This window comes from Mucilaginibacter sp., assembly GCF_025362475.1.
Taxonomy (GTDB): Bacteria; Bacteroidota; Bacteroidia; order Sphingobacteriales; family Sphingobacteriaceae; genus Mucilaginibacter.
Window position 1 is genome coordinate 1 of the sequence record NZ_JANYGH010000018.1, and the last position, 19,566, is coordinate 19,566.

16 protein-coding genes and 1 tRNA gene are annotated in these 19,566 nt (G+C 41.9%); 5 read left to right on the plus strand and 12 right to left on the minus strand.

The window, feature by feature from the left end; genetic code table 11:
- The 3 genes from Q0R88_RS06590 to Q0R88_RS06600 form a co-directional block, all read right to left on the minus strand.
- Positions 1-966 (minus strand): hypothetical protein (locus tag Q0R88_RS06590; protein ID WP_295713998.1); only part of this gene is annotated, 966 nt, incomplete at its 3' end.
- A gap of 97 nt (positions 967-1,063) precedes the next feature.
- Positions 1,064-1,137 (minus strand) — tRNA-Arg (locus tag Q0R88_RS06595).
- 101 nt (positions 1,138-1,238) lie between these two features.
- Positions 1,239-1,430: a hypothetical protein gene (locus tag Q0R88_RS06600; RefSeq protein WP_295714000.1), complete on the minus strand. Its 192-nt coding sequence runs from the start codon at positions 1,428-1,430 to the stop codon at positions 1,239-1,241.
- Between the two features lie 430 nt (positions 1,431-1,860).
- Between Q0R88_RS06600 and Q0R88_RS06605 the strand changes: the two genes are divergently transcribed.
- Positions 1,861-2,796 (plus strand): Nif3-like dinuclear metal center hexameric protein, encoded by a 936-nt coding sequence (locus Q0R88_RS06605; protein WP_295714002.1) that lies wholly within the window; start codon positions 1,861-1,863, stop codon positions 2,794-2,796.
- 322 nt (positions 2,797-3,118) lie between these two features.
- A complete protein-coding gene (locus Q0R88_RS06610) occupies positions 3,119-3,979 on the plus strand; it encodes an N-acetylglucosamine kinase (RefSeq protein WP_295714004.1) in 861 nt (286 codons plus the stop codon).
- Positions 3,980-4,180: 201 nt separating this feature from the next.
- On the opposite strand, the gene Q0R88_RS06615 is transcribed toward Q0R88_RS06610, so the two are convergent.
- On the minus strand, positions 4,181-4,864 hold the full coding sequence (locus Q0R88_RS06615) for an NUDIX domain-containing protein (protein ID WP_295714006.1): 684 nt from the start codon (positions 4,862-4,864) through the stop codon (positions 4,181-4,183).
- A 138-nt stretch (positions 4,865-5,002) separates the two neighbouring features.
- Here Q0R88_RS06615 and pfkA point away from each other — a divergent pair, with 138 nt between their 5' ends.
- The 3 genes from pfkA to gap are packed head-to-tail and all read left to right on the plus strand — an operon-like array spanning position 5,003 to position 7,844.
- The gene (pfkA, locus tag Q0R88_RS06620) at positions 5,003-5,989 is read left to right on the plus strand and encodes a 6-phosphofructokinase (protein ID WP_295714008.1); all 987 of its coding nucleotides are present in this window, start codon (positions 5,003-5,005) and stop codon (positions 5,987-5,989) included.
- A gap of 3 nt (positions 5,990-5,992) precedes the next feature.
- The gene (locus Q0R88_RS06625; protein ID WP_295714010.1) at positions 5,993-6,841 is read left to right on the plus strand and encodes a hypothetical protein; all 849 of its coding nucleotides are present in this window, start codon (positions 5,993-5,995) and stop codon (positions 6,839-6,841) included.
- Between the two features lie 7 nt (positions 6,842-6,848).
- Positions 6,849-7,844, plus strand: a complete 996-nt coding sequence (gene gap, locus Q0R88_RS06630) for a type I glyceraldehyde-3-phosphate dehydrogenase (RefSeq protein WP_295714012.1) — start codon at positions 6,849-6,851, stop codon at positions 7,842-7,844.
- 533 nt (positions 7,845-8,377) lie between these two features.
- Here gap and Q0R88_RS06635 read toward each other — a convergent pair.
- The 8 genes from Q0R88_RS06635 to Q0R88_RS06670 all read right to left on the minus strand — a co-directional run bounded on the left by Q0R88_RS06635 (position 8,378) and on the right by Q0R88_RS06670 (position 19,487).
- Positions 8,378-8,761 (minus strand): hypothetical protein, encoded by a 384-nt coding sequence (locus tag Q0R88_RS06635; RefSeq protein WP_295714014.1) that lies wholly within the window; start codon positions 8,759-8,761, stop codon positions 8,378-8,380.
- A 674-nt stretch (positions 8,762-9,435) separates the two neighbouring features.
- Complete coding sequence (locus Q0R88_RS06640) at positions 9,436-10,161, minus strand: SDR family oxidoreductase (protein WP_295714016.1); 726 nt, start codon at positions 10,159-10,161, stop codon at positions 9,436-9,438.
- Between the two features lie 51 nt (positions 10,162-10,212).
- Positions 10,213-11,118, minus strand: coding sequence for a helix-turn-helix domain-containing protein (locus Q0R88_RS06645; protein ID WP_295714018.1), 906 nt, complete (start codon positions 11,116-11,118; stop codon positions 10,213-10,215).
- Positions 11,119-11,215: 97 nt separating this feature from the next.
- The gene (locus tag Q0R88_RS06650) at positions 11,216-13,633 is read right to left on the minus strand and encodes an ABC transporter permease (RefSeq protein WP_295714020.1); all 2,418 of its coding nucleotides are present in this window, start codon (positions 13,631-13,633) and stop codon (positions 11,216-11,218) included.
- A 167-nt stretch (positions 13,634-13,800) separates the two neighbouring features.
- Positions 13,801-14,106, minus strand: coding sequence for a DUF3784 domain-containing protein (locus Q0R88_RS06655; RefSeq protein ID WP_295714023.1), 306 nt, complete (start codon positions 14,104-14,106; stop codon positions 13,801-13,803).
- Positions 14,107-14,321: 215 nt separating this feature from the next.
- Positions 14,322-14,513: a hypothetical protein gene (locus Q0R88_RS06660; protein ID WP_295714026.1), complete on the minus strand. Its 192-nt coding sequence runs from the start codon at positions 14,511-14,513 to the stop codon at positions 14,322-14,324.
- Positions 14,514-14,603: 90 nt separating this feature from the next.
- The gene (glgB, locus tag Q0R88_RS06665; RefSeq protein ID WP_295714028.1) at positions 14,604-16,823 is read right to left on the minus strand and encodes a 1,4-alpha-glucan branching protein GlgB; all 2,220 of its coding nucleotides are present in this window, start codon (positions 16,821-16,823) and stop codon (positions 14,604-14,606) included.
- Positions 16,824-17,012: 189 nt separating this feature from the next.
- The gene (locus Q0R88_RS06670; RefSeq protein WP_295714031.1) at positions 17,013-19,487 is read right to left on the minus strand and encodes a glycoside hydrolase family 31 protein; all 2,475 of its coding nucleotides are present in this window, start codon (positions 19,485-19,487) and stop codon (positions 17,013-17,015) included.
- Positions 19,488-19,566: the final 79 nt, after the last annotated feature.

Sequence of the window (19,566 nt, forward strand, 5' to 3'; positions counted from 1 at the left end):
TTCTAAATTTGTAATTTTAAGTTTGCAATCTGTCCATGCTGATTCCCTTGTAATCCCTCTGCTATGAGTTTTCCACTCACCGTGATCACACAATAAATTTGCAATCTCTTTGGCCTTGGCTTGTTTTTCAATTGGAGTTACTGGCAATCCGGTGGTAGAGTGGTTAGTCCATGATTTAAACTTATAATCAATCAAATACTTTGTAACAAGTTCAATCGAGTATTGGCTACCGTTTTTAGCGCTGCCTATGTCCCTGGCATCAATCCTATTTAATATTTGCATATCCGTCCAATCTGGATTTTTTCCTTTATCGATTTTCTCCTGCCCTCGATCCTGTATATCTTTTATTAACGTCAATATTGATTGGGCGGGTATGAACCTGCCTTCTCTATTAGGAACTTGAGGATCAATCGGACCAATGTACGCTCTGCTATCCATGATAATCTCATCCCCAGAAGTGACAAAAATGGTTCCAGCACTCATGGCCATATTGGGTAATATAAAACCAACATAATCAAACCTAGGCCTAAGTTTATTAACAAACTTTCCTATTTGCTCCCCAGATCCCCCTGGCGTTACCAATAAGATATCTACCTCCCTTATTTCTGCAGGTATCATAGAAATCATTTCAGCAAATGGCAAATCGTCGTTATTATCGATCCCAGTAGGTGCCTTAATTTTACTACTAACAACATTTGCAACATAACAAATCAGGGGCCTACCTCTAATTTTTTCAACCTCTGATATCGCCCGGCGTATTTCAGTTGCAATATCGATATTAACAGCACTGCCGGGCTTAAAGGCAGCTAAAAGACTTTCGAACTCTCTACCTGGAATAATTTTATCAAATAACGTTATTGTTTTAGGACTTGACATTATTTGCGCGTGATCGACAGCCTTTGGAGCATTATACTTCGTTTGAGGCATACCAGAATACCCCTTTCCATTGGAAAATTTACCATTCATGATTTAGGTATGAAATGTGCAAAATGAATTTTCCGCACAATTTCCGCACAATTTTTAATAAAGAAACCTCTCTATGTTAAATAGAGAGGTTTCTTTGTGATCCCATTAGGATTCGAACCTAAGACCTACAGATTAGAAATCTGTTGCTCTATCCAGCTGAGCTATGGGACCATCTGCGTTTTAAACAATAGCACTATTAAGGAAACCATCGTATTTTTCGCGGTGCAAAGATGCAAAATTATGGTTAAATATCAATCAATTTTTTTTAATGATTACAGACGCTCCCTTTTTATATACTTTTTGTACAGATATTCGGCATATCCAACACTTATATAGTCGGGAAATTTCCAGTTAGGGTAATACTTCTTTTTAATGTATTTTAAGAGACTGAAGAATAGTATTGCTACTATCAAAAAAATACCAAGCGAGAGCAAAATTGCCCCAAACGCAATTATAAAATTCATATCAATTTGTGATTTGTAACTAATACGAAATTATTGACAAATGGTTATGAATTTCTCCAAGTAGTGAATAAGTTTTTTATTTCAATTACCCGGCTACATTAAAAAGTCAATAAAAAAACTGTCATGCCAGCCCGCCAATCAAAAAATCAGGTTCAAAATAAAAGCCCCTCGCACTCGCTGCTTGGGGCTTTAAACCTAAACCTTATCACAATTAATAAGTGTGAACCACTTACCTTATGAGGGGGCAAATATAGGGCACTTTACTAAATACTGCAACCCCTATGTGTAAAAAGGACACAGTCATTATAAATATATCATTCAAGTTAATTCATTGTTTTATAGTTCACAAACTATGGATTTTAAACAATCTTCTATAATCAGAAACCAATTCCCCCCTATTCTTTATATTTGATCTACCCAATCAACCATTATGAACCCTACAAAAGATCTTTTTCCTTTAACTGAGAACCATAACAGGCGCAAATTTATTTTCAACCTAAGCAAAGTGACAGCAGCCACCGCTTTTTTAACCATGCCCTTTGCCGGGAACGCTGCCAGTTTCTTTGAGGTAAATGATGATGTTACTGTAGGGCAGATCATCGATAAATTTATTGGTCAAATTGCAGGCGCACCTTTCCCCTCAACTGTTGATACACTTAAAAGCGGCAGCAGGGACATTAAAGTTACCGGGATCATTACAACCATGTTTGCCACCATTGAAGTTATTAAACAGGCCATAGCTTTAAACGCCAATTTCATTATAGCCCATGAGCCTACTTTTTATAACCATGCCGATGAAACCCAATGGCTGGCTAATGACGATGTATACCAATACAAAGCTCAACTACTTAAAGAACATAACATAGCCGTATGGCGAAACCACGATTATATCCACAGCCTAAAGCCTGATGGTGTTGGTGCAGGAGTGCTGAAGCAGTTAAACTGGGGTGCTTATCTTAAACCCGAGTTGGGCAACGTACTTGTACTGCCTACTACAACCTTAAGTTCATTGATTGCGTACCTTAAAACAAAATTATCTATTGGTATGTTAAGATACATCGGCGATCCGGCGCAAAGCTGCCAAAAGGTATTATTTTTACCCGGAGCGGCAGGTGGTAAAAGGCAGATAGGTGAAGCCAGTAAGATAAAGCCTGATGTATTAATAGTGGGCGAAATACAGGAATGGGAAACTGCAGAATATGTGCGCGATGCCCGTGCGAAGGGGGATAATTTATCGCTGATTGTGTTGGGGCACATCGCCAGTGAAGAACCCGGCTCGGAATTTATGGTGGGCTGGTTGAAGAGTAATTTTCCGGCTATTAAATCAGTTCATATTTCGCCAAAAAATTCGCTTTCCTTTATGTAAACTAAATTGGTTTAGCATAATTATATTCAAGTATTGTTAATAGGTGTTGTTAAATTATTTAACATTACGTACAATTGCAGAAAAGCTTGCTTCAATGGCCTGATCCTTAATTATATGTTAGTTTTACATTTATTATAATACCCTAATTTTATAATAAAGCGTTATTAATAATGATACGTTATGCCATTAAAGTTAGATTTTGTGTAAAAAGAAACTGTTCTTGAGGTGAAAATGGCAATTTTTATCTTTTAGATTACAAAGTGTTTTTTTTACAATAAGTTAATCCTACTTTTAACCGAATTTTTTTTTAAAAACTTAATTTATGATCATAATTGCTGACGGTGGCTCAACTAAAACAAACTGGTGTCTGGTTACTGAAGAGGGTAAAAAAGTGTATTTTAACACTGAGGGCTACAATCCCTATTTTTCGAGCACCGCGTACATCATACAATCGTTAAACGAAAGTTTGCCTACCGATCTTGAGAAAGATGAAATAACCGAAGTTAATTACTACGGCGCGGGTTGTTCAACGCCCGATATGCGTAACATTGTGAAAGAAGCTATGGAAGCGGTTTTCACCAAATCAAAGGTGTATATTGGCCATGACCTGTTGGCGGCGGCACGTGCCCTTTTGGGTAACACCGAAGGCTTTGCAGCTATATTGGGCACCGGTACAAATACCTGTCTCTACGATGGTAAGGATGTTGTTCAAAACATCGATTCGGGTGCTTACATCCTTGGCGATGAAGGCAGCGGCTGCTACATCGGCAAAAAATTACTGGTTGATTATTTACGCGGTTATATGCCCGAGCCGGTACGTAACCTGTTTTGGGAAACCTTTAAACTTACGCCCGATGATATCAACGAGCAGGTTTATACCCAGCCACGTGCAAACCGCTTTTGCGCGAGTTTCAGCAAGTTTGTTTATGATAACAACGTGCATATAGAATACTCACGCAACCTGGTACGTACCTCGTTTGAGGATTTCTTCCGCAACCTGGTTACACATTATCCTGATTATCAGAAATATACTTTTAACTGCATAGGTTCTGTTGGTTACAATTTCCGTAACGTACTGGAAGAAGTAGTTACCGAAAACGGAATGGTTGTAGGTAACATCATCCGCTCACCTATAGATAACCTGGTAAAATACCATTTAGAGTTATCGCCAAGCTCTTTGTAGCTGCGGGACTCAAGAATTAAGAGTCAGGAATCAAGACAAAATAAAAAGGGTTGGAGGTAAAACTTCCAGCCCTTTTATATTAAATAGAGTTACCAAAAAGCAAAAAAGAAACGAGCCGGAAATAATTCCAACCCGTTTTATATTAACCCTGCTAAGTGCAGCTGTCTTGACTCTTGACTCTCGATTCTTGACTCTCTCCTCCTATCCCAAATTCATTTCGCCCTGAAAAATCTTGCCGTATTTGCGTTTATCAAACTTGTAAAGTTTTGCGGCGCGGTATGATACGCCTTTTTGCTTTTCGTCCAGCTCTTTTAAAAAGCCGTAGCTGAGCATCTTTTTACGGAAATTTCTTTTATCCAGCTTTTTATTAAGCACCGCCTCGTAAAGCGATTGCAGTTGGGTTAGTGTAAATTTTTCTGGCAGTAATTCAAAGGCTATCGGCTGATAGTGCAACCTCCTGCGGATTTTGTTAAAGCCGGTATTGAAAATCTCGCTGTGATCAAAGGCCAGTTTTGGCAAATCATTAACCGGGTGCCAGATAGCTTTCTTTGCAAATTGGGTTACGGGGCGCAGTTCTTTTTGCCCGTTAATACGGATAAGCGCGTAATAAGCCACCGTGATCACGCGTCCCTGCGGGTGCCTGTTCACCTCACCAAAAGTATGAAACTGCTGCATGTGCAAATCGCGCAGGCCGGTAAGTTCATATAAAATACGTTCTGCCGCGTCATCTATACTCTCATCCTGCTCAACTATATAGCCAGGTAGCGCAAACCAGTCTTTATATGGTTCTTCGTTTCGCTCTATCAATAAAATCTTAAGTTCGCCGGCTTCAAAACCAAAAATTACGCAGTCTATAGAGAATACGGAATCGAACTTAGGTAGCATTACTTCCAAAATAGTTGTTGAGATTTAAGTTAATGGTTTAAATATAGGTCCTTAATTTCTAATCTAAAAAAAAACAAATAAATTTAATGGTGTAATTTACACACTGTATCTTCGTAGCACAAATTTAGTGGTGTAAAAATGCATAAAATTTCAAAACTTGCTGTTTTAACTTCTGGTGGTGATGCCCCCGGTATGAACCCATGTATCCGTGCGGTTGTAAGAACAGCTATATATAACGGCCTTGAGGTTGTAGGTGTAAGACAAGGTTATAAAGGACTTATTGAGAACGACATGTACGACATGAACAAACGCTCGGTAAGTAATATATTGAATTTAGGAGGTACCATTTTAAAAACAGCCCGCTGTTTGCCCTTTAAAGAAGATGAAGGTATGGCCACGGCTTACAAGCATTTAAAAGAGCATGGTATTGATGCCTTGGTGGTAATTGGTGGCGATGGTACTTTTACCGGTGCCCTGCGCTTTTCAAGAAAATATCCGGATATAGCCGTAATGGGCGTTCCCGGCACTATTGATAACGACCTTTGCGGCTCAACCTATACCCTGGGTTTTGATACCGCTACCAATACTGTTATACAAGCTATTGACAAAATACGCGATACTGCCGATGCGCATGACCGCCTGTTTTTTATTGAAGTGATGGGTCGCGACTCTGGCGCTATCGCCCTGCGTGCCGGAATTTCATGCGGTGCCGAAGCCATTTTACTGCCCGAAAAACAAACCGCTATTGAAGATCTTATTCAAAACCTGAAGGAAGGACATATGAATAAAAAATCATCAAGCATTGTTATTGTGGCCGAAGGTGATAAAAATGGCGGCGTTTATGACGTAGCCAAAGCGGTGCAAAAAGAAGTTAAAAACTACGACATTAAAGTAACTATATTAGGCCACTTGCAAAGAGGCGGCAGCCCATCCAGTTTTGACCGTATTTTGGGCAGCCGTTTAGGTTTTGCAGCAGTTAACGCTTTGATAGCGGGAGAATCACAAAAAATGGTAGGTTTGCAAGCCAATAACATTGTGCTCACCACTTTAGAGGAAGCACTTAACCATCATGAGTTTAAACTGGAACCAGATCTTTTACTTATGGCAGATATATTATCGATATAATTAATGATTGCAGTAGTATATAGCGGATCGTATTTTGCACATTGGCGCCTGGCCGATAAAGGAAGAACTATTGCTTCCTTTAAAACCAATGGCATCAATCCCTATTTTAACGACGAAAAGCACATACTGCAGCTCCTCAACAAAAACATCAACCTTATACACCACGCCGAACAAATAAAACGCATCTATTTTTTTGGCGCTGGTGCCTCATCTAATGAACGCAAGCAGGTGATCCATAACGCCCTGTCAGCATTTTTCAAGTTTGGTAAGGTAACTGTTGAGCATGATATTACCGCCGCGGCCATCGCCTGTTGCAAAAATTCGCCGGGCATTGTGAGCATTTGCGGCAGCGGCTCAAACGCCGGCTGGTACGATGGTAAAAAAGTTGCACCGAATAATTATGGCCTTGGTTATATACTGGCCGATGAAGGAAGCGGTAACTGGCTGGGCCGGCAGCTTATTAAAGGTTTCATGAACCAAACCCTACCGCCAAACATCCGCAAAAAATTCATCCATAAATATGATGCCGATAGAAAAACGCTTTTAGAGAAGGTTTATCGTCAAAAACAACCGGCATTATTCCTCAGCTCATTTACCGAATTTTACATCGAGAACAAATTGGACAACCATCTACAGGGTGTCATAAAAAAAGGATTTAGCACGCTAATTTCCACATATTTAGTACCTTTGAGTAAGCAACATCCAGAAGCCTCCATCCATTTTGTGGGCACGGTTGCTGCCAACTTTCAGGAACTTTTATATGAGAGCGCTGCCGAGGCTAACCTTCAAATTGCAAACATTATAAAAGAACCCATAAATAATTTATTAACCTACTATTCTAATAAAAATTAAAAAAATCATGAAAATAGGAATTAACGGTTTCGGCCGTATTGGCCGTCTGGCATTCAGGGCCGCAATTGAAAGATCCGATATTGAAGTTGTTGGTATTAATGACCTGGTTGAGCCAGATTACATGGCTTACATGTTGAAATATGATTCAACTCACGGAGCATTCAAAGGCACTATTGCTGTTGAAGGCGGACATTTGGTTGTAAACGGTAAAACCATCCGTGTTACTGCTGAAAAGGACCCTGCTAACCTTAAATGGGGCGAAGTAGGTGCCGAAGTGATCATCGAATCAACTGGCTTATTCTTAACTCAGGAATCTGCTCAAAAACATATTGATGCCGGTGCTAAAAAAGTAGTAATGAGCGCGCCAGCTAAAGATGATACCCCTACTTTTGTAATGGGTGTTAACCATAAAGAATTAAAAGCAGATCAAACTATCGTTTCAAACGCTTCATGTACTACCAACTGTTTAGCTCCTATCGCTAAGGTATTGGATGATAACTTTGGTATCGAAGAAGGTTTGATGACTACTGTACACGCTGTTACAGCTACTCAAAAAACCGTTGATAGCCCGTCTGCAAAAGACTGGAGGGGTGGCCGTGGCGCTTACCAAAACATCATCCCTTCATCAACAGGTGCTGCTAAAGCAGTTGGTTTAGTTTTACCTCAGTTAAAAGGTAAATTAACCGGTATGTCTTTACGTGTTCCTGTTGCCGACGTATCTGTTGTTGATTTAACTGTACGTTTGAAAAAAGGTGCTTCATATGATGCCATCAAAGCAGCTATGAAAGCAGCTTCTGAAGGTGAATTAAAAGGCATTCTTGGCTACACTGAAGATGACGTAGTATCTGAAGACTTTAAAGGCGACGCACGCACATCAATTTTTGATGCAAAAGCAGGTATCGGCCTGAACGATCACTTTGTAAAAGTAGTATCATGGTACGATAACGAATGGGGTTATTCAAACAAACTGATCGACCTTGTTCAGGAATTAGGCAAAATCTAATCCCAGATCATCAATCTTAATTTATACCAAAAAGCCCTGGCATTAGCCGGGGCTTTTTGGTATGTAAAATATTGCTTCTCCACTATGTTATTGCGGGCGCAGCACGGCAATCGCGAACTGTGTAAAGCTGCTCTGTAAAGCCTGCGATTGCTTCGTTCCAATTGACATGGATATGAAGTGCATTAAATAAAATTAACACTCAATTACTTTCACTATGTCATTGCGAGCGCAGCGCGGCAATCGCGAACTGTGTAAAGCTGCTCTGTAAAGCCTGCGATTGCTTCGTTCCTCGCAATGGGATTGATATGAGTGCATTAAATAAATATTAATTCCGTCTTTACCCCGCTCTCCGAAGTGTTTCGCTGTTCGAATGTCTCCGACTTCGAACGACTATGCCTGTAGTTTGCAAAACCCGAATGTATAGCAAGTGTTGATAAGGCTATCCCAAAAACAAACAAGGCCACCCAAAGGCGGCCTTGTTTGTTTTTGGGATAGCCTCCCTTTTTTATTCAAGGGCGGTGAAATACAGCAAATTAGTTTTTAGGGTAATGTAGCACTAATGATGTGCCTGCTGCCACGCTTACGTCGCCGCCATCGGCTTTTGCAGCATTATCGTCAATTTGATAATGATACACATCTTTAGCGCCATCGGGGGTGATGCTGATAAGCAAATGATCGCCGGTGGTGATGGTGGTGTTATAAGCAAAACTGGTACCGGTATTGGTTGCCGATGTTAATACTTTAGCATCCTCCGCAGCAGTTCCTTTTGCCTGAAGGCTTATCACGGTTTTGTAGCCGCTTGCATTTGTACTGAAGGTAACCTGGTGGCTGGTTACCGGTGTTACGTTGTTTTTTTTACTACAGCCTGCCATAGCCATAACCGCAAGTAAGGATAAAAATGGAAGTGTTTTTTTCATAGTTGATATGTTTGTAGATTAGATAGTGTTGCCCTGCAGGCCTATTCGGCCCGCAGAACGCTCGCAAAACTATATAATTTATTCTCTCAAAAAGAAAAAAAATTAATCTAAAATATTACTTACGCAATTTGTGATTGATATTTTCACCATTGGTTGATGATTTCGTTTTCCAAAAGGCCATAACAGCTGCCGTTATCCTGTAAAATTGTTACAGTTGTAATCGGGTTATTAGATGCGATATCCAGACCTCAGGCTTGTGCAGTGAAAACACCTGCCAGAGGCAAAAAAATAAATACCTGCACCGTTAGGTGTTACCTGTTTGTAGAAATACCACGCCCCGCTACCGCAAGGCTCCACCCTTTGTGGTCCCCATGCTGAGTATGCGCCATGCCTCACCACCCTCCGTAGTTTGGAGATTGCGTCGATCCTACCTACCCATGACATGTTCGCAAAAAACTTTTTGTCATCCTGAACGCAGTGAAGGATCTATTATTCGCCATGCTTCTTTGCCCGGTACAGTCCGCAAATAGATCCTTCGTGCCTCAGGATGACAAACTTTTTTAACGTCATTTCACTTTTAAAGCCTCCTATTTCAAACCCCGCAATTACAAAACTTTTAGTCTTTCGTCCAAAAGTCCTTGCTCCTTTGTCCAAAAATCCTTGCTCCCAAAAACCTACCAGGGCGTTTCGCCGTTATCACTGATATATTTGCCTGTTGGGCCATCCTTATCAATCATAGCATATTCCACAATTGGCGCTGCGCCGTCCTCTACCGGTTTTGGGCCCTGGTTGCCGTTAAATTCGGTATTGGTGTAGCCGGGGTTAACCATGTTCACTTTAACCTGGTCTTTCAATTCAAAAGCCAGCGCAACGGTGTAGGCATTTAAAGCCGTTTTTGATGGACCATACGCTGCCGATTTAAAGTGATAATACTCCCAGTCCGGATCGTTATGGTAAGTGAGCGAACCCAAATCTGAGGTTACATTTACTATCCTTGGGTTTTCCGCTTTTTTAAGCAGGTCGATAAAATTCCTTACCGTGCGTATCACGCCAAAGAAATTTACTTCAAAAACCTGTTTCATGGTGTCGTCGCTTACGGTGGTTGCCGGCTGCGGGAAAGCGCCGGGAATGCCTGCATTATTGATCAGCACATCTAAATGGTCAATTCGTTTGGCAAGGTTGGTATGCGCTTGCTGAACCGATTGTTCGTCTGCAACATCAATCAGCAGCAATTCCACATCTGCAAACCCTTCTGCTTTTAGCTGTTCAACGGCTTTATCGCCATTAGTTTTATCACGTGCTCCTAAAAATATATGGTAACCTGCCCTGGCCAGCTGGCGGGCGGTCTCGAAGCCAATGCCTTTATTGGCACCGGTTATTAAAACTGTTTGTTTATTCATAAAGCAAAGCTACGGCGGCGCCATTTTAATACCACTGCACATAGCAGGGCATTAACTGTACATTTCCCGGATTTGCTGCCTGTAGTTTATTGGCGTGGTATCTGTAAGGCGTTTAAAAAAGCGGTTAAAGTACGCGGCATCCTCAAAACCAAGTTCATCGGCAATTTGCTTAACCGACAGATCGGTATGCAATAGCCTGCGTTTGGCCTCCACAATGAGGCGCTCATGAATATGGGTAATGGCGGTTTTACCGCTTTGCTGTTTAATAACTTCGGTAAGGTGACCGGGTGTTATGTTGAGTTTTTCGGCGTAGGCTGTAACATCATGCTGGGTGGCATAATGCTCGCCAATAAGCGTCTGGAAGCTTTTAAGCAGGCAATAGTTTAGGGTAAAGCAGGTTTCACTAAACTGCTCAGTATACAACCTGCTGAGGTATATTACCAATACACGCAACCACGATGTAAGCATATGGTTGCGCCAGCTGCCATCGGTATTAAATTCAGCCAGCATTTTGATCATTACGTCTTCAACAAAAGCCACGTCCTGTGGGCTGAGTAAAAGCTCATGTGCGCCGGCGGGGTTCTGGATAATGGGCAGCTGTTTTAGCATGCGGTTCTCCTCCAGTTGCAAAAACTCGTCGGTAAAGCTGGCAAACAGACCTTCCATGGGGCCCGAGTGTTCTTTAAGATGCACCTGCTGTGGTACTGTAAAATAAAAAGTATCGGGCTTTATGGTGTAGGGCATAAAATCGACCCAATGACGATTATTGCCTTTCTTTACCAGCACAAACAGGTAATAATCTTTACGGTGAGGGATTAAAAATGCCGGATCGAGTTTAAACTCGCCACAGCCGGTTTCGGCCGCCCGCACCTCAATCATTGAGGCCGACTCACCATCACTTTGCAGCAATGGATAGGTTCGCAAAACGGATTTATCAGGAGCTGTTAAAACTGGCATGCCACAAAATAACAAAATAAATAGGCAATGGAGATATAACACTAAAAACAAGACATACGGCCGACATACCCATCCGCAGAAAGCCCCTTTGATTAATTTACTCTGTTTTTAAACTTTTCACCGGGTTCATCAGCGCGGCCTTTATGCTTAAAAATGAAACTGTGGCAAAGGCAATAACCATCACTACCAAAAACGGAATGCAAAACAGCAAGGGATTAATATCAACCCGGAAGGCATACGTTTGTAACCATTTGGATATGGCATACCAGGCAAGCGGCGCCGATACTACAAATGATACTATAACCAGTAAGGCAAAATCTCTATAAAGCAGGGTTAATATATTGTTTACCGTAGCTCCCAATACCTTGCGGATACCAATCTCCTTGGTGCGCTGCACTATGGTATAGGATACCAGCCCAAATAAGCCAAGGCAGGCCACAAAAATGGCTATGCCGGTAAACACACCAAACACCTGCCCAAAGCGCTGGTCGGCTTTGTATTGCTCATTAAAATACTGATCTAAAAAGAAATAATCGAACTGATCGCCGGGAAAAAAGGCAGACCATGTTTGCTTTAGCCCGGCAACAGTTTGGGTAATATTACTGGAATTTATTTTTACCGATACGTACCCCCTTACATCCGGGATACATCTGAATATCAGCGCATCATAAGTATCCCGCAAAGATTGCTGGTGAAAATTATCGGCCACGCCAACTATGGTGTAAACCTGTCCCCAAAAATCAATGCGTTTACCTATGGCTTCATCTGGTTTATTAAAACCCATTTGTTCGGTAGCCTTTTTATTGAGTACCACGCTGTGCGGCTCATCACCATAATCTTTAGAGAACTTTCTGCCGGCCAGCAATTTAATATCATAGCCGTTAAGGTAATCATAATCGGTGCCGATGATGCGGTATTGCTTACCCTTGGTTTGGTCGGCCCCTACCAGTTTAATACCGCCCGCGTTCCAAAATACGGGTTCGCCGGGGATAGATGTAGAGACGGTTATATTTTTAACCGTTGATTGTGCCAGGCCTTCCTGTTTAAAGGCGCTCATGCTGCGGTAAAAGGAATCTACTTTAACCAATGGCGCTTTAATTACCAATGTCTGGTCAATCTTTAAGCCCAGCTTCTGGCTCTGCATAAATTGCAACTGTTTAAAAACGGTGAGCGAGCCGATCAACAAAAATATAGATGCGGCAAACTGGAATACTACCATGCTTTTACGCAAAATAATACCTTTGGGAGATGCCGATATTTTCCCTTTCATCACCTCTACCGGCCTGAAACCAGATAACACAATAGCAGGATAGAAGCCGGAGAAGAACGAACCGAGGAGGAATATGCTCAAAACCGCCACCCAAAAAGCAGGCTCGTTAAACAAAACAAAACCCATTTGCAGGCCCGATATATTGGCAAAAACCGGAAGGCAGATAACAATAAGCAAAATGGCGGCAACTATAGCCAGCCCGTTGAGCAGCATAGCCTCCAGCATAAATTGCATCACCAATTGCGCCTTTGCCGAACCTAAAGTTTTACGCACACCCACCTCTTTGGCCCTGCCAATGCCGCGAGCCGTTGCCAGGTTGATGTAATTGATCCAGGCGATAACGATGACAAATATGGCTATGCCCAATAGTAAATAAACAGATTTGCCATCACCATTGGGTTGAAACTCCAACATCCGGTTGGAGTACAGGTGAATGCTTTGTACAGGTTGTAAAGTATATACTCCTCCTTCGCCTGCGCTTTTGTACTTGTCATATACTTTTTTTACCACCGGCACAAACTTAGCCTCCAACGTTTTTGGGTCTACACCTTGCTTAAGCAAGAGGTAGGTTGTACAGCCATCATTGAGCCAGGCATCATCCAGGTTAAAATCTTTATTAGGTGGATTCTCCTTTAAAAGGGTACTGTATGATTGTAAAAAGTCGAATTTAAAGTGGGTATTAGCTGGTATTTTTTTCATAACACCGGTAATTTTCATGGGTTTATCGGTATTAAGATACAGTGTTTGCCCAACAGGATCTGTGTTATGAAAAAGCTTGTGGGCCATTTCTTCTGATATTACCGCGGTGTTTGGTTCTTTTAACGCAGTTTTGGGGTCGCCGCTAATTAACGGGAACGAAAAGATATTAAAGAAGGACGCGCCCGCATAGTAATCGTTTTTGATCACCATCTTCTGATCTTTGTAATTGGCCAGGGCCTGCCCCGCGCCTACTATTTTTACAAAATCTTCTATCTCGGGTAAAGCGTTTTTGAATGCGCTGCCCGGTGCAAAGGCTCCGCCTGCCCATTGGGTACTTAGTTTACCATTATTATACCTATCCTGGTTTATGCGGTATACGCGATCTTTTTTAACGTGGAAATTATCGAAACTCAATTCATAACTTACATATTGCAAAATAAGCAGGCATGCTGCCATGCCAATAGCCAAGCCAACGATGTTGATGAACGAGAAGGCTTTGTTTTTAGATAAGTTTCTAAAAGCAACCAACAGGTAATTTTTAAGCATAACAATTACGTTTATACCTGAAAGACAACCAATTACATGCCTAAAATTTAATTAATTGGCATTCAACACCTTATATCGATTTTGCATTTACGCTACTGTACGGATACGTTACAAATGATGTGCATAAACGGGCAGGCGGACGCAGCTAACCGGCTTGATATTAATAGCTATTTTCTTTTAAACTTACGTGTACCCACAACCGCGAATACACAAGTAATTACTATCCCCAAAACAAAAAATATGAGCACGAGATCCATTTTTGCGGGGAAATAGGCCATTAAAATACCGGTAGAAAGGGCTATCGCGGCGTTGATGAGCATCAGCCCACCTACCCAATTGCACAGGCCATCAACATCGGTAACCAGGTCTTCATTAAAGCCGGATATGAGGTTGGCCTTCTTTTTATACTTTATCTGGTAGCCCAATAAAAGCATCACCATGGCTATAACGCCAAATACGATCAGGTTAAACATTTATTTGGATTGAGGATTTGAATTTTGATCTTGTTCGAGGTTAAGCATTGCCTTGATATTTGTGAATGGGGTTAACAACCCTTTCTCCGCTTGCTTCAAAGAATCTTTTACACCTTTAATTACATAGTCAGGATAAATTTCGGGCTGCTTATCCCCGTTATAATTATTCAATTCGTTCATAAAACAAATTTAGCTTTTATTCAAAATCCAAAAAATCACATTAACTCCCCATCCTTATGCTCATGATAGGTTTTATAAGCCAGGTAGTAAAGCAACAATGCAGGTATAGCATTTAACAATATTCCTTCGGCACTCATATATGGGTATGTCATAATAACCTGTATAATAAGTATCAGCAAAGCAATAGTTCCACCTATTAAAAACAGGTTCCGAAATTTGGGATTCATAAGCAGGTAAATCTATAATTAACTATTTAACCACCCCTTAAACGTAAGGGTTTATGAAATGGTTAAATAGTTTTATTTATTTTTTAAGTATTACCGCTTCAATTCATATTTAGCAGGCGTTTCCGGCGCTCTTTTAAATATGGTGGCACCCAATGGAGGTATAGTAATACGGATAGAATTCTCTTTGCCATGCCATTTTTCGGGATCAGCTTTTACCGGATCGTAATTAATAAGACCGCTGCCCCAAAGATTCTGAGCATCAGAGTTAAAGATCTCTTTCCAGTTACCACCGCCGGGTACACCTATGCGATAGTTGTAACGCGGTACAGGTGTCATGTTCAGGATGATCACCAAATCGTCCTTACTGTTGTGCCCCATACGGCCGTAAACCAGTATGGAATCATTGGCATTGCCGCCATCTATCCATTCAAAACCTGTAAAATCAAAGCTCTTTTCATGAAGCGCAGGCTCATCGCGGTATAAGTGGTTAAGTGTTTTTACCGTTTCTGACATGCCCTGGTGATTGGCATACTGCAGCACATGCCATTGTAACGACTGGCTATAGTTCCACTCATCGCCCTGGCCAAACTCGGCCCCCATGAACAGTAGTTTTGTACCGGGATGGGTAAACATATAACTATACATCAACCGCAGATTGGCAAACTGCTGCCACTCATCGCCCGGCATTTTACGCAGCATGCTCCCCTTGCCATATACCACCTCATCATGAGAGAAAGGCAGCATAAAGTTTTCTGTAAAGGCGTATATGGTACTAAACGTGATCTCGTTATGGTGATATTTACGATGAATTGGGTCCTGTGCAAAATAATCAATGGTATCGTGCATCCAGCCCATCATCCATTTCATTCCAAAGCCCAATCCGCCTAAATAAACCGGGCGACTAACGCCTGTGAACGATGTAGATTCTTCGGCAATGGTTTGGGTTGATGGGAAATGACTGTAAACAGCTTCGTTAAATTCTTTTAGGAATGATATGGCTTCCAGGTTTTCGTTGCCGCCATAAATGTTAGCTTCCCATTCGCCGTGTTTACGCGAGTAATCGAGGTAAAGCATAGATGCAACCGCGTCTACCCGTAAACCATCGGCATGGTATCTATCCAGCCAAAACAGCGCGTTACTGATCAGGAATGCCCTAACCTCGTTACGCCCATAGTTAAATATGTATGATTTCCAATCGGGGTGAAAGCCTTTACGTGCATCGGCATGCTCATACAGGTGTGTACCATCAAACTTATAAAGCGCATGAATATCACCGGGGAAGTGCGAAGGCACCCAATCCAGTATCACACCAATTTCTGCCTTATGAAATTCTTCAATCAGGTACATGAGTTCCTGCGGCGAACCGTAGCGCGAAGCTGCTGCAAAATAGCCCGAGATCTGGTATCCCCAGCTTGGATAGTACGGGTGCTCCATAATCGGCATAAACTCTACATGCGTAAAGCCCATTTCCTTAACATAAGGCACCAGTTTATGTGCCAGCTGTGTGTAGGTTAAAAACTCATCCGGACTTTCGATATTACGCGCCCATGAGCCTAAATGCACCTCGTAAACACTATATGGTTTATCTATTGCGTTATGTTGATGGCGATTAGTCATCCAGTCGCTGTCTGTCCATTCGTAAAAAGTATCGGCAACTATAGATGCGGTACTTGGCGGTACTTCCCAGCGCAGTGCAAAGGGATCGGCCTTTTCCAGGTCTTCGCCTGTTGATGATTTGATATAATATTTATAGGTTTCGCCAACACCAATGTTTGGGATAAAACCTTCCCATATACCCGATGCATCCCAACGGGCATTTAAACTATGCGAACCCCTGTTCCAGCCATTAAAATTAGCTATAACCGCCACATACTGCGCATTTGGCGCCCAAACTGCAAAATAGGTTCCTACAACCCCATTAAACTCCACCACGTGCGAACCAAGCTTCTCGTACAGTTTAAAATGCTTACCCGATTTAAATAAACCAATATCAAAATCGGTAAACCTGCTATATGGTTCCACTGCCTTTAATATTACAGGCGGAGCAGCCTGTACGGCTTCTGCAACTTTTGCTTTTACAGATTTTGGTTTGGGCACAACAACTTCTTCTGCAGGAGCAGCTTTCGCTTTAACCGCTTTCTTGGCTTTAGCAGCCAAAGCTTCGGGCTCAACCTTAACGGCTTTTGCCTTTGTAACCTTTTCGGGCGCGGGTACAGGTGTTGCTGTAGCTTTTGCCTTTGGTGTTTTCTTCTCTTTTACTGGCTTTGCTTCCGGTAACGGGGTTTCGGTTTTCTTAGTTTGTTTGGCCATGATATAGATAACCTGTTGGGGCTTGTAAGAATAACCCAAATAACAGGATTGAGTTTTGGTTTATGTAATCAAATATAACAGGATTTATACACGATTAAAGGATTATGCAAGATTTAAGAATTTATTTAAAAATCTCGACTTTCCTTTTAAGCTCAATAAAAAAGGCCTCATTTTATTGAGGCCTTTAAATTATTTTATTATTTCTATGTGTTTAAAGTTTTTACTGAACTTGAACTCAACTGTTCCATCGCTGTTGATATAAAAATCTTTTACCAATTTACCGTCGGCTACAATTCTGCCGGGTTTAAACGGCAAGCCGATGATGTTAAGATGATAGCCTTCATATCGTGGCGTATATAACCCCTCCATACTTTGGCTAATGGTAAGCGTTCTTGAGCCACCATTTACTACAAATTTTTTCTCCAGGTAAATATCCTGCTCGTAGGCAAAAGTTTCGCCGTAATCTTCAAACAGGAAGGAGTTAACTTCGTAATCAGTGTAATAGATATTCAGTTTTACTTCTTCAATTTCCTTTTCGCCAATGTATTGCATTACCGGGTATTCTGGTATTACCGAGCCGGCTTTAACAAATAATGGTATAGTCTCCAACGGCGTATCAACCGTTACTTCCTTACCGCCATCAAGTACTTCAAACGTCCAAAAGTTAAACCATTTGCCTTTTGGCAGGTAAACGTTCCGTTTTAACTGACCTGGCTCCATCACTGGGCAAACCAGTATTTTATCCCCATAAGTAAATTCATCCTGGCGAAAATGATTCAACAGCAAATCCTGCTCATGCATCACAATCGGCCTTAAAATAGGGAATCCGTAACGGTGGTGCTCCCAGAAAGTAGAGTATAAATAAGGGATTAAGCGGTAACGCAGCTCAATAAATTTACGGTTGATAGCTGTAAAAGGCTCGCCAAAGCTCCATGGTTCACGCTCTTTGGTATCACCAGCAGAATGCGCGCGCATGAACGGTGAAAAAGTGCCCATCTGTATCCAGCGGGTAAACAACTCACCATCGGGCTCGCCGCTAAAGCCACCTATATCGGTACCGCAAAAAGAGATACCCGATACTGATAAACGCTGACATTGAATATTACCCAATTTTAAATGCTCCCATGAGGCAACGTTATCACCCGTCCAAACGGATGAGAAACGCTGTACGCCAGAGTAGCCTGCCCTTGTAATAGTGAACGGGCGTTTATTTTTCATGATCTTGCGCAAACCTTCGTAGGTTGAGCGTACCATTTGCATACCATAAACATTGTGTGCCTTCCGGTGCGATCCGCGATGCCCATCATATTGGTGGCGTACATCATCGGGGAAGGTTCCAGCTCCAAAAACGGCTGGTTCGTTCATATCGTTCCAAACACCGGCCACGCCCATTTGTACCAGCTCATCAAACAAACCACCCCACCATTCACGAACTTCGGGGTTGGTAAAATCCGGAAACTGGCAACGGCCCGGCCAAACATGGCCCTCCATAAAATAGTCGTCGCTGCGGCGGCAAAAATATCTATTCTCTTTTCCTTGTTTAAATACCTCGTAATTATCATCCACACGAATACCGGGGTCAATAATTACAACGGTTTTAAAACCATCGGCAGCCAATTCGCTGATCATTTTTTTTGGATCAGGGAAGTATTTGCGGTTCCAGGTAAAGCAACGGTAGCCATCCATGTAATCGATATCCAGGTAGATACCATCGCAGGGGATCTTATTTTCGCGAAAACCCCTGGTTATCTTCTTCACCTTTGCCTCAGGATAATAGCTCCAGCGGCACTGGTGATAGCCAAGCGCCCAAAGCGGAGGCATTGGGTGGGTACCTGTTAAAATATGATAACTTTTTACCACATCCATCATGTGCGGACCATGGATATAATAGTATTGCAGTTCGCCGCCATCGGCCCAAAAACTGGTTTTGGTTTTATCCTCGGCACCAAAATCAAACTGCGCTTTAAATGTATTATCAAAAAATATCCCGTGCGCTATGCCTTCATTTACACTGATGTAAAAAGGAATGCTCCGGTACAGCGGATCCTGGTTCCAGGCAAAAGAGTAGGCATCAGTGTTCCAGTTCTTTAGTCTTTTACCGCGCAGGTTAAGCTCGGTTGGCTTATCGCCCAAGCCAAAAAAGCTTTCGTCGGGCCCGCAGGTTTTGGTACAAAAAACGTAGTAACCACCAAATTGCACATTCTCTTCCCAGTGCATAGGCACTGCATCTGCACTGGTAATGTGATTGTTGCAATCAGAAAAAGAGATAAAGAAATCTTTTTTGCGGATATGACAGTTTATCGATTTAGTGGCAACGCGAAATTCACTGGCATCCTCATATAGGGTAAATGCTGCCGCTTTATGTTCCAGTTTGGGAACCGCGTATGAAAATTCTTCCAAAAATACACTGTGCGGGGCAAGCCTCACCCGGATGATCTCATCGGTCACTACAACTACTTCAACCTTGGCATCACCATCAGAAAAGAAAAATTTATTTCCTATTTGATCTGCATGGTTGGGTATGCCCAGGTATTTCTTAATGATAGGTTTTATGCCATCTGCAGGATTATTAAGGTGGTGAAACTCCTCCTCCACTTCCAATAAATTCTCAGCTTCAACTATCTTACTTGTTATCTCCTCCGGATTCGGCTTATTACTTTCCATTCAAATTATTAAAAAAGGGGTTTCTGCAAATATGTATAATGTGTACTTACTACGCAATATACAACATTTGATTTGAGGA